At 64.6% G+C, this 10,496-nt stretch carries 11 protein-coding genes and 2 pseudogenes; 3 read left to right on the top strand and 10 right to left on the bottom strand.

Annotated elements, in window-relative coordinates; genetic code table 11:
• The 7 genes and pseudogenes from Q427_RS02485 to fliF all read right to left on the bottom strand — a co-directional run.
• A partial coding sequence (locus tag Q427_RS02485; RefSeq protein ID WP_043510679.1) for a hypothetical protein occupies positions 1 to 249 on the bottom strand: 249 nt, incomplete at its 3' end.
• A gap of 19 nt (positions 250 to 268) precedes the next feature.
• Positions 269 to 724: a flagellar export protein FliJ gene (gene fliJ / locus Q427_RS02490; RefSeq protein WP_043510682.1), complete on the bottom strand. Its 456-nt coding sequence runs from the start codon at positions 722 to 724 to the stop codon at positions 269 to 271.
• Positions 721 to 2,121 (bottom strand): flagellar protein export ATPase FliI, encoded by a 1,401-nt coding sequence (gene fliI, locus Q427_RS02495; RefSeq protein ID WP_043510684.1) that lies wholly within the window; start codon positions 2,119 to 2,121, stop codon positions 721 to 723. Before fliI ends, fliJ begins: the two co-directional genes overlap by 4 nt.
• 5 nt (positions 2,122 to 2,126) lie before the next feature.
• Positions 2,127 to 2,513: a flagellar assembly protein FliH gene (locus Q427_RS35945; RefSeq protein ID WP_331280519.1), complete on the bottom strand. Its 387-nt coding sequence runs from the start codon at positions 2,511 to 2,513 to the stop codon at positions 2,127 to 2,129.
• Positions 2,514 to 2,581: 68 nt separating this feature from the next.
• Entirely contained in the window at positions 2,582 to 2,872 is a 291-nt protein-coding gene (locus Q427_RS35950) for a hypothetical protein (protein WP_331280520.1), read from the bottom strand.
• Positions 2,865 to 3,868, bottom strand: a pseudogene (gene fliG, locus Q427_RS02505) (flagellar motor switch protein FliG). The gene Q427_RS35950 and the pseudogene fliG overlap by 8 nt, the downstream one beginning before the upstream one ends.
• Positions 3,865 to 5,591 (bottom strand): annotated as a pseudogene (gene fliF, locus Q427_RS02510) (flagellar basal-body MS-ring/collar protein FliF). The pseudogenes fliG and fliF overlap by 4 nt, the downstream one beginning before the upstream one ends.
• Positions 5,592 to 5,856: 265 nt before the next feature.
• Between fliF and fliE the strand changes: the two are divergent.
• Positions 5,857 to 6,186: a flagellar hook-basal body complex protein FliE gene (gene fliE / locus Q427_RS02515; RefSeq protein ID WP_043510686.1), complete on the top strand. Its 330-nt coding sequence runs from the start codon at positions 5,857 to 5,859 to the stop codon at positions 6,184 to 6,186.
• A 13-nt stretch (positions 6,187 to 6,199) separates the two neighbouring features.
• On the opposite strand, the gene Q427_RS02520 is transcribed toward fliE, so the two are convergent.
• The 3 genes from Q427_RS02520 to Q427_RS02525 all read right to left on the bottom strand — a co-directional run bounded on the left by Q427_RS02520 (position 6,200) and on the right by Q427_RS02525 (position 8,775).
• Positions 6,200 to 6,568: a flagellar protein FlaG gene (locus Q427_RS02520; RefSeq protein WP_043510690.1), complete on the bottom strand. Its 369-nt coding sequence runs from the start codon at positions 6,566 to 6,568 to the stop codon at positions 6,200 to 6,202.
• Positions 6,569 to 6,776: 208 nt separating this feature from the next.
• Positions 6,777 to 7,394: a methyl-accepting chemotaxis protein gene (locus tag Q427_RS33160; RefSeq protein WP_231613336.1), complete on the bottom strand. Its 618-nt coding sequence runs from the start codon at positions 7,392 to 7,394 to the stop codon at positions 6,777 to 6,779.
• Positions 7,354 to 8,775 (bottom strand): nitrate- and nitrite sensing domain-containing protein, encoded by a 1,422-nt coding sequence (locus Q427_RS02525; protein ID WP_231613338.1) that lies wholly within the window; start codon positions 8,773 to 8,775, stop codon positions 7,354 to 7,356. The genes Q427_RS33160 and Q427_RS02525 overlap by 41 nt, the downstream gene beginning before the upstream one ends.
• A 474-nt stretch (positions 8,776 to 9,249) precedes the next feature.
• Here Q427_RS02525 and Q427_RS33165 point away from each other — a divergent pair, with 474 nt between their 5' ends.
• Entirely contained in the window at positions 9,250 to 9,759 is a 510-nt protein-coding gene (locus Q427_RS33165; RefSeq protein ID WP_051496064.1) for a CBS domain-containing protein, read from the top strand.
• The gene (locus Q427_RS33170) at positions 9,666 to 10,388 is read left to right on the top strand and encodes a PAS domain S-box protein (RefSeq protein ID WP_231613340.1); all 723 of its coding nucleotides are present in this window, start codon (positions 9,666 to 9,668) and stop codon (positions 10,386 to 10,388) included. Before Q427_RS33165 ends, Q427_RS33170 begins: the two co-directional genes overlap by 94 nt.
• The last annotated feature ends 108 nt before the right edge of the window (positions 10,389 to 10,496 follow it).

Here is a 10,496-nt window from a genome sequence, read left to right on the forward strand (position 1 = left end):
TTCCATATCCGCCACGAGATCCGGGTCGTTGGCGCTCAGGGCCTGCAGCATCGCCTGCTGGGCTGCCATGGAGGGCGGCAGGGCAGGCCTGACACTCTCCGGCAGTGGGTCAGACTGCTGGGCGTCGGACTGCGATCGACCGGCACCGGCCAGGGCCAGGGCAAATTGGCCGTCGGATGCATTGGCACCCGCCTCGGCCTTGCCCATGGGCTTGCCCGGTAGGGCGGACAGAATCATCTGAATATCCATTGCGATCTCCTGGCTCGGATCACGAATCGCGCTCGGGGCGCTGGCGAATCAGCCGACCGGCGGCCATTTCGTCACTGTTGCGTTGTTCCCGCCGCGCTTCGTGCTTCTGCAGCTCGGCATGGCGGCGAGAGGAAAGGGTGTCGTAGGCCGACAGGCGCTTCTGCTCCTGTTGCCACTGCTGCTGGCTCTGCTGGACGCGCTGCTGCTGCGAGTCCAGTGCGTCCCTGGCGCGCTGGAGGGCGGCATCCAGGGAGGCGAGGAACTGCTGGTAGTTGTGCATGCTGGCGGGATCGATGCCCTCTCGCATGGCACTCTGCAGCCGCTCGGCGTACTCCAGCCGATAGCGGCTGAGGGCGTCGAGCTGGGCCGCAACCTGGCGTTCGCTCATGCGCTCTCCGGCCAGCAGCTGGCCGGCCTGGTCGCGGGCATCCCGGGCGAGGTCGCCCAGCATGCCGAGCTGTGACGATGCGCTCATTGCCTGACTCCTAGGGTCTCGGTGAGAACCTGTCGAGAGGCCTCGATAGAGGCATTTTCATGAATGCCCTGCTGGAGGAACTGCTCCAGCAGCGGATAGCGTTGGACGGCCTCATCCAGCTGCGGGTCGTGTCCCGGGCTGTAGGCGCCCACGCTGATCAGGTCGCGGTTCCGCTGGTAGCGAGAAAAGAGCCGCTTGAAGGCCTGGGTCATGGCCAGCTGCTCGTCGTCGATAATGTGAGTCATCACGCGACTGATCGAGGCCTCGATATCGATGGCGGGGTAGTGACCGGCCTCGGACAGCGTCCGGGACAGGACGATATGACCGTCGAGAATGGCGCGGGCAGAATCGGCGATGGGGTCCTGCTGGTCGTCGCCTTCCGTCAACACGGTATAGAAAGCGGTAATCGAGCCACGGCCGCGTTCCGCATTGCCGGCGCGTTCCACCAGGCTGGGGATCTTGGCGAAGACCGAGGGCGGATAGCCCTTGGTGGCGGGTGGCTCGCCGATGGCCAGGGCGATCTCGCGCTGGGCCATGGCATAGCGGGTGAGGGAGTCCATGATCAGCAGCACGTTCTTGCCCTGGTCGCGGAAGCCTTCCGCCAGGCGCGTGGCATAGGMGGCGCCCTGCAGTCGCTGCAGCGGCGAGGTGTCGGCCGGGGCCGCCACCACCACGGCGCGGCGGCGCCCCTCTTCGCCGAGGATGTTGTCGATGAAGTCCTGCACTTCGCGTCCCCGCTCGCCGATCAAGCCCACGACGATCACGTCGGCGCCGGTGTAGCGGGCCATCATGCCCAGCAGTACCGACTTGCCCACACCGGAGCCGGCAAAGAGCCCCATGCGCTGGCCGCGGCCCACGCTGAGCAGTGCGTTGATGGCGCGAATGCCGACGTCGATCTGCTCATCGATCGGGGCGCGGGCCAGCGGGTTGAGCGGCGGGGTGGAGAGYGCCGCCCGGGGGGCATTGTCCAGCGGGCCTAAGCCATCGAGCGGCTCGCCGTTTCCATCCACCACCCGGCCAAGCAGCGATTCGCCCAGAGGAAAGCGGCGCGCCGTGTGGTCGGGCCCATCGCCCAGCGGATAGACGCGGGCACCCGGCATCAGGCCGGTGATCTCCGATAGCGGCATCAAGAACAGCCGTTCGCCGGCGAACCCGACCACTTCGGCTTCGGCAAAGCGCGGCGACTCGCTGCTGCCCGGAGAGACCAGCTCGATGCGACAGGCGTTGCCCAGGGCGACCCGCAGGCCGATCGCCTCGATCACCATGCCGGTGGCCCGTAAAACACGACCGCTGGTACGAAACCCCGGCACGGTCTCCACGCGTTCGCGCACATGCTGCAGCGTCTGCTGCCAGCGTGCCTGATGCGCATTGCGGGGTTGTGCCAGGGTCTCGGGCATGTCACTCACTCCTGTTCGTCTTCCGCTGCCGCTGTGGCAGGGCGCCGGCGGCGCACCTGAGCCTTGACGGCCTGCCAGCGGGTTTCCCAGGTGGCATCGAGCTCGCCACTGGCGCTGGTGACACGGCAGCCGCCGCGGCTGAGCTGGTCGTCCGGTTGCAGTTTCCAGCCGGCGGCTTCCAGCTCCTGGCCGAGATGCTGCTCCACCAGCTTGTGGTCCAGCGGATGCAGCCACAGGCGCTGCTGCCCGGTCAGCGGCGGGTCGGTATGCAGCAGCGCCCTGACCAGTTCCAGCACCTGCCTTGGGCGGGCCTTCAAGGCCTCGCCGGCCAGCTGTCGGCCTGTCGCGAGTGCCAGCTCGACCATCTCATTGGCTACCTCTTCGTCCAGCACGGCCAGGGCATCGGCAAACTGCTCCGCTAGTGGCTTGAGCGGCGCCAGAACTTCGCGGGTGCGCTGCTTCAGCTCCTTCTCGGCTTCGTGGCGGCCTTCTTCCAGGCCTGGGCCTGTCCCTGGGCGCGGCCCTCCTCGAAGCCGGCCTTGAACCCCTCGTCGCGGGCTTCCCGCAGGGTCTTTTCGCGCAGCGCCTTGAGCTCGGCCTGGCGGCGGAACCGCTCCTGGCGTGCGGGGTCCTCTGCCGGTTTCGCGGCTCGCTCGGCCTCGCTGCGGCGGCTCTCATCCTGCAGTTCACCCATCTGCCAGCGGCGCCAGGAGGCCGACTGCTCCGGGTGGGAGGGCGAGCGATCAGACATAAGTGTCGTCTCCACCGCTCAGCACGATATCGCCGGAGTCGGCGAGCCGGCGCACCACCTGCAGGATCGACTTCTGCTCCGCCTCCACCTGGGAGACACGAATCGGCCCGCGAGCCTCCATGTCCTCGCGCATCAGGTCGGCGGCGCGGCGGGACATGTTGCGCAGGAATTTCTCCATCAGGCCTTCCGGCGCCCCCTTGAGCGCCACCACCAGGGAGTTGGTGTCGATCTCCTTGAGCACCATCTGGATGCTGCGGTCGTCCAGGTCCATGAGGTTCTCGAACAGGAACATCTCGTCGATGATCTTCTGGGCCAGGTCTTCGCTGTGCGCCCGCACCGTCTCGATGGCGGTCTCCTCCTGATTGGAGTTCATCAGGTTGAGGATCTCGCTGCGGTTCTCACGCCGCCCATCTTGCTGCGCTTGAGGTTTTGGCCGTCGAGCATGCCCGAGAGCACCTCGGTCAGCTCCTGCAAGGCGGCCGGCTGCACGCCGCTGAAGGTGGCGATACGCAGCACCACGTCGTTGCGCAGCTTGTCGTCGAACAGCTCGAGCACGTCGGCGGCCTGGTGGCGTTCCAGGTGGACCAGGATGGTGGCGATGATCTGCGGGTGCTCGTCGCGGATCAGCTCCGCCACCATGGGCGCTTCCATCAGGTTGAGCGAGTCGATGCCGCTGGTGCTGCCCGACGTCTCGAGGATGTCCTCGATCAGGCTGGTGGCGCGCTCGCTGCCCAGTGCCTTGGTCAGTACCGAGCGGATATGGTCGCTGGAGTTGAGGTTTAGCGCGATGAACTCTTCGGTCTCGTCGTTGAAGTCCTGCATCACCTTCTGCATGTCTTCATGGGAGACCTGGTCCATCTCGGCCATCTCCATGCTCAACTGCTGGATCTCCTTGGGCGAGAGGTACTTGAACACCTCCGCCGCGCTGTCCTCGTCCAGGGCCAGCATCAGGATGGCGCTGCGGCGCACGCCGCTCATGGCTCTTGCGGTGCTCATTCTTTGTTCATCCAGCTGCGAACGATCATGGCGATCATACGGGGATCCTCCTGGGCCAATTCACGCAGGTCGGCCAGGTGGTCTTCATAGGCCGAAGACTTGCGCTTGCGTTTCGGCTTCTGGTAAGTCCGTGTCGACGCCAGATCGTCTTCCAGCTCACCGTCAATGCCCTCCGGCGTCTCGTCATCGACCCGGACACGCAGGCCGGTACCCGGCGCCGAGGCCAGTGCAGGCTGCTGCGTCTGCCGCTTGATCAGCGGGCGCAGGATCAGCAGATAGGCCAGCAGGCGCCCAGTGCCACCAGCAGGTAGCGGCCAAAGGTGAGTGCCAGGTTATGGACATCGGGCGATTGCCACCACTCCAGCACTTCCGCGTCGTCCACGGTGCGGCTGAAGGGGCTGTTGACCACTTCGATTTCATCACCGCGGGCCTGGGAGAAGCCCATGGCCTGGCGAACCAGGCGCTCGATCTGGGCGACTTCCAAGTCGCTCAGCGGCACGCGTTGCCATACGCCTTCTTCGTCGCGCTGCTCGCGATAGTCCACCACCACCGCGGCGGAAAGGCGCTGCACCTGCCCCTGGCGGTGCTGGACATGCTCGATGTTGCGGTCGACTTCGTAGTTGATCACGCCATCCTGGCGCAGGTTGCTCAAGGCCAGCAGCTCCTGCTCGGCTTCTTCGAGCAGTTCGCCATCTTCGTCCACCGGGAGATTGATGGGGGAAGGCGCGGTGCCGGGGGGCGTGTTGCTCAGGGCGCCGGGTATGCCCATGGCCAGGTCGTCGCCGCCGCTGTAGGAGACGCTGGACTGTCGGCTGCGTACCGCCGCCTCGTTGGGCGGTTGGTTGGGGGCGAAGCGCTCGTTGGTCTCCTCGCGGCGTGAGAAGTCGATCTGGGCAGCCACCTGGCCCTCACGTTCTGCTGACCCAGGATCGGTGCCAGGATGTTCTCGATGCGCTGCTGGAAGGAGCGTTCGACCTCGGCGATGTAATCGAGCTGCGTGGCATCCAGCCGCGTCGGTTGCGCCGGGCATGGAGAGCAGGCGGCCGCCCTGGTCGACCACCGTGACGTCTTCGGCGGCCAGTTCGGGCACGCTGCTGGAAACCATGTGGATGATGGCGTTGACCTGGCCGTCACCGATCACACGGCCCGACTCCAGGGTCACGATGACCGATGCCTTGGCCGGCTCCTGGTCCCGCACGAAGACCGAGGAGCGTGCCATGGCAAGGTGTACCCGGGCCCGGGATACCGGGCCAAGCGATTCGATGGAGCGTGACAGCTCACCTTCGAGGCCACGCTGGAAGTTGACCTGTTCGGCAAACTGGCTGACCCCGAAGGCCTGGCTGTCCATCAGCTCGAAGCCCACGTTGCCGCCCCGGGGCAGGCCCTGCTCGGCAAGCTGCAGGCGCAGGCCGTGCACCGAGTCGCCGGGCACCAGCAGCGCCGTACCGCCTTCGCTGAAGCGGTAGGGCACGCCGCGGCTCTCGAGCTCATTGATGATGCGACCGCCATCCGCCTCGGTGAGATTGCTGTAGAGCACCCGGTAATCGGGCTCCCGCGCCCACATCAGCAGCACCACCACGATGGCGATCGATGCCGCGCCGCCGATCAGGATCGCGATCAGCGGATTGCCGCGAATCTGCTCCTGGACGCGCTGCAGCATTGCGCCCGCTGGCGGGTTGGGCGAGGTCTCCTGACCACCCGGCGTTGCGGCGCCATCGCTCATGCGCACCTCCCATGGGAGGCGGCGTTCATCGCTTGATAACTATTACTCGAAGATGGCATTGCGTGCATCCGTCCACCGCATTCCGGCTACCCTTGCGGGCGCAACTGTGATGAACGCTATTATGCGAACCCTCGTCGAGTCCAAAGGCGGGAAAAGCCCGTGTTTTTCATGCCATTTGCCAGTATGGTCCCGTGACGACAGCTGTTAGCCTTGGCAACATTCCTTGAACGTCACTTCCTATCCAACCGAACGGGGGCCGCGAGCCATGAGTTCACCTGCCATCCAATCCGCGCTGGCCCAGATGCAGAGTCTGGCGACACAGGCCGGCGGACAGGCTGCCAAGGGGCAGCAGGTCTCGACCCTGGTGGGGCAGGGCGGTTTCGCCGGTGAGCTGCAATCCTCCATTCAGCGTATCAACCGTCTTCAGCAGGCTTCCAGCGCCAAGGCCATGGCCTTCCAGGCCGGGGATCCCAACGTGGAACTCAACGACGTCATGGTCGACATGCAGAAGGCCAGCGTGGCCTTTCAGATGGGGCTGCAGGTAAGAAACCGGCTGGTCTCCGCCTACCGTGACGTCATGAACATGCAGGTCTAGGCCTCCAGCTGATCTAGGCTTCCAGCCGAATCAGGCGTCCCTGCATTTCATCCAGCCTTTCGGCAATGGCCAGCACCTCCTCGGAGGGGATCTGGCGCAATACGTCGCCGGAATCCCGGTCGACGATCCGCGTCACCACCCGTGACGGCATCTCGTTCAGCTCGAATTCCACGCCATACTGGCGCAGCACTTCATTGATCCGTTGAATCGGCTCGACCAGGTCCGCCTGGGCAGGGGTATGGCCGTGGCTCTCGGCCTGGCTCAGCATGGTTCCCGCCGTGGGCAGTGAGGCCAGCACGGACTCCTTGCGCTGTCGCGGTGTCAGGTCGTGCAGCGCCGAGGCGCTCAAGCTGTTGGTGGCATCGGTAAGCGGTGAAGACATGGTCTTTTTTCCTTGTTTGCGCCCTTGGCAAGCACTCGACAACCCATCGAGCCATTGGCCGGTTTCCCGGCCCGGCCTCGATGGATCGTCAGTGCAGCCCCCGAAGCCGGCGGACGCGCCGGCTTCCCCAATTTTGCGTGTGCACTCACTCTATCGGCACGCTTGAGCGGAAACTTTAGTAACAATGTTACTAGCTGTTTCCGGGGCATCACGCCGCCGAGTAGGCGAGCCTGTGCGGCGCCCCTCCGTCCGCCGGCTGAGCTTCGCTTTCCCAGACATTGCCGGCCGTTAACGCTTCGCCGACCTTGAAGCGGGCGATCAGCCGCGTCATGTCGTTAGCCTGTTCATCCAGCGACTGGCTCGCCGCCGCCACCTGCTCGACCAGGGTGGCGTTGTTTTGAGTCATCTCCTCGAGTTGCCCGATGGCCTGGTTGATCTGCTCGATGCCGGCGGACTGTTCGGTTGCCGCTGTGGACATCTCGGTGATGAGATTGGCGACCTGCCCGACCCCCCGGGCGATCGTCTCCAGGGTTTCGCTGGTGGCGTTGACCAACTTCTCACCTTCGTCGATGCAGGCCACATTGATGCCGACCACCCGACGTATCTGCTCGGCTTCCTCGGCGCTACGACTGGCCAGCTTGCGTACCTCCGAGGCGACCGCGGCGAAACCGCGGCCATGCTCGCCTGCCCTGGCCGCCTCCACCGAGGCATTCAGGGCCAGCAGGTTGGTCTGGAAGGCGATGCTGTCGATGGCTTCGACGATGCGGGTGACCTCTCGGTTGGCCTCATGAATCTGTCGCATGGCGCCGCGGGCACTGCTGGCCACGCTGCTGCCCTTGTCGGCCTGGCTCGCCGCTTCCCGGGAGAGCGCCTCGGCCTGSCGGGCATTGTCGGCCGGTCTGGCGTACGCTGGCCGTCATCTGYTCCATGCTGGAAGCGGTCTCGACCAGGGAGGAGGACTGCTCTTCGGTGCGCTGGGCGAGGTCACGGTTGCCTTCGTTGATCTGGCCGCTGGCCACGCCAACGGACAAGGCGCCCTGCTTGATATTGGAGACCAGCCGCTCGGAATCGGCGGTGGAGGCATTGAAGGCGCGATAGAGATGGGCCAGCTCGTCCTGGCCAGGGGCGTCCAGTCGCAGGGTTAAGTCTCCGCTGCTGCGCTGGATCGCTGCCAGTGTGGCACGCAATGGCAGGACGATGCTGCGCACGGTCACGGCGGCAAGCAGCAGCGCCAGGATGCCGGCAACGGCCGCCACCCCGAGATGCCCGATCAGGTCGCCCCGAGCCTCCGCCCTGAGGCGCGAGGCCGTGGCCAGGACATCCTCTGCCACGGCGTCCTCCACCACCTTCAGCCGGTCGATCCTGTCGGTCTGCCACTCGAACCACTGCTGGGCATCGATGCCATAATCCCCTGCCGTTCCTCGTTCGATGGCGACGCTGCGCAGCGACGCCAGTCGCTCGGCTTCGGGACCCTCGTTCAATGCCTGGAAGGAGTGACGGATCTCGGCAGTCGACAGGGTGGTGAAGGCCTCCTCAAAGGCGGCCTGCTTGCCCAGCAGCTTCAGCAACTGCTGGTAGCCTGTCGGCGTCATGTTGTCGGAGCTGAAGGCCCCGGCAAGCATGGCTCGCTCGATACCGGCCAGCTCCTTGGTCTGCAAGAGGTTGTAGTAGGCCGCCATGCGGCTGGTCACGCTGCCTTCCTCCTTGGCCAGTGTCATGCGTCCAATGATGGTGACCAGGGCACTGTTGATCCCCGTGTAATGGGCGACCGCCTCGCCGCCGGTGACTGCCTGCTGGTCGACACGCTCACGCAGGGCTGGGGTCTGTTGCAGCCGGGCAAGGGTCGTCTCGATGCGCTCGGCAAGTACCGGGTCCAGGGCGACCAGGTCGACGTTGTCGAGATAGCGCAGGAAGGCATCGTGCTGACGGTCCGTGTCTCGGCGTTGATCGGGCAGCGTATCGCGAAAATTGTTGCCCTCGCTGGCCAGGAATCCGGCGGTCATTCCCCGTTCCCGTTGCAGCTCATGGATCAGGTTGCCCGCCCGTTGGGACAGGCGCGTCATTTCCTCCAGATCGGCCATGTCGGCCGTTATCTGCTGGCGCTCGAGGACACCGGAGGCGGCAAACCAGGCCATGGCCAGTAGCGGTAGTGAAAGTGCGAGAAAGAATTTCCAGCCCATGTCGATGCGGTGAAGCAGTCGGTTCATCGTAGGCTTTCCTTTGCGAGTGAGAGATGTTTCGTGGGCAGGTCGGTGTCGGGTAATGCTCACGTTGCGCTGAGGTATCGGCGGTGGGGAGGGCCGGCTTTAGCGGATTGGAAGGAGATCGGCGGGGATATTGATATGGGTCATGAACTGGTCGATTTGAAGGGTCTTGTCCGGAAAAACGGGGTTGGGTACCGCCGGCATATGGCCCCGTTGACGCTCAGTTAGTCATTGCGACTAGTTATGTAATACGGGATCATTGAAGATGGTGTTAAGAATAATCAGGGCTAATCTTGGTTCTGTATCGTTTTTCCGCAGCTCAGGGTATGTCAAGCGTGGTACCGGAAGCGTGGTACTGGATAAATGGGCACAGGAAAAAAGTACTGGAAGTCAGGAAAGTACTGGAAGGCGGAAAAGTACTGGAAGGAAGGTACGGGAAGAAGAGTCCCGTAAGAATCGTCCCGTCAGTGAGGCGTCATGAATCACGAGCTTCCCATCGAGCGCATCATGCAGACCGGTCTGCTGACCTGTGAGTCCGATACGCCGCTCTGCATCGCCGCCCAGCGCATGGCCGAGCGTCAATGCAGTTCGATCGTGGTGACCCGTGAGGGCAAGGCACGGGGGATCTGGACCGAGCACGACGCCCTGGCAGTGAATTTCGCCGACCCGGAGGCGGGGCGAACCCGGATCGGCGATGTCATGAGTCAGCCGGTGGCGAGCCTGCACCTGGAGACGCCGATCAGCGAGGCCGCACTGCGCTTCAGTGCCGAAGGACGACGCCATTTCGTCGTGGTCGACGGTGATGGCCTGCCAAAGGGCATCCTCACCCAGACCGACATGGCCATGAATCAGGCATCGAGCCCTACCTGCGCCTGCGGGAGGTTCATGCCGCCATGCGCCAGCGTGCGCTGGTGCTCCAGGGGACGCAGCTATTGGCCGAGGCGGCTCGGTCGATGCGCCTCTCCAGCTGCGATGCCGTGGTGGTGAAGTGCAGCGAGCAGGAGCTGGGCATCCTCACCGAACGCGACATGGTGCGCTTCGTCGCGCATCACCCCGGCAACACCCCCATTAGCGAGCTGGCCAGCCGTCCTCTGCTCACCGTGCACCAGAACGAACCCCTGATCACCGCCCGGGACAGGCTGCTGGAGCAGCGAGTGCGCCACCTGGCGGTGCTGGACGAAGGGAACAATGTGGTAGGTCTGATCGGCTTTCGCGACATGCTGGCCGGGGCCGAACAACACTATATGCAGGACCTGCGGGACGCCCTGGAAGAGCGCGACCGAGCCCTTGCCCGGTCCCATGAAAACCTGCAGCTGGCCGAGCGGGTCATCGAATCCTCGCTGGAAGGGATCATCGTTACCGACCCGAGCAACCGCATCGAGTTCGTCAATCCCGCCTTTACCCACATGACTGGCTATGCGGCAGAGGAGGTCATCGGCAAGACCCCCGAGATCCTCTCCTCCGGACGTCATGACGCCACATACTACCGGCAGATGTGGGAGGCGCTGAAGAATCACGGTTACTGGCGGGGCGAGATATGGAACCGTCGCAAGAGCGGTGAACTCTACCTCGAGCTGCTGACCATCACCGCCATCACGGGTGAAAAGGCGAGGTGACGCACTACGCGGCGCTGTTCAACGACATCACGCACATTCGTGAAAATGAAGAGCGGATTCGCCGGCTGGCCTACTACGACCCATTGACCGCGCTGCCCAACCGACGCC

The organism is Halomonas sp. BC04 (genome assembly GCF_000568385.1).

What these genes read in the sequence shown, in the direction of transcription:
- fliJ (WP_043510682.1), bottom strand. Translation starts at nt 724, where the DNA reads ATGAGCGCATCGTCACAGCTCGGCATGCTGGGCGACCTCGCCCGGGAT.
- Q427_RS35950 (WP_331280520.1), bottom strand. Translation starts at nt 2,872, where the DNA reads ATGTCTGATCGCTCGCCCTCCCACCCGGAGCAGTCGGCCTCCTGGCGC.
- fliE (WP_043510686.1), top strand. Translation starts at nt 5,857, where the DNA reads ATGAGTTCACCTGCCATCCAATCCGCGCTGGCCCAGATGCAGAGTCTG.
- Q427_RS02520 (WP_043510690.1), bottom strand. Translation starts at nt 6,568, where the DNA reads ATGTCTTCACCGCTTACCGATGCCACCAACAGCTTGAGCGCCTCGGCG.
- Q427_RS33165 (WP_051496064.1), top strand. Translation starts at nt 9,250, where the DNA reads ATGAATCACGAGCTTCCCATCGAGCGCATCATGCAGACCGGTCTGCTG.
- Q427_RS33170 (WP_231613340.1), top strand. Translation starts at nt 9,666, where the DNA reads ATGCGCCAGCGTGCGCTGGTGCTCCAGGGGACGCAGCTATTGGCCGAG.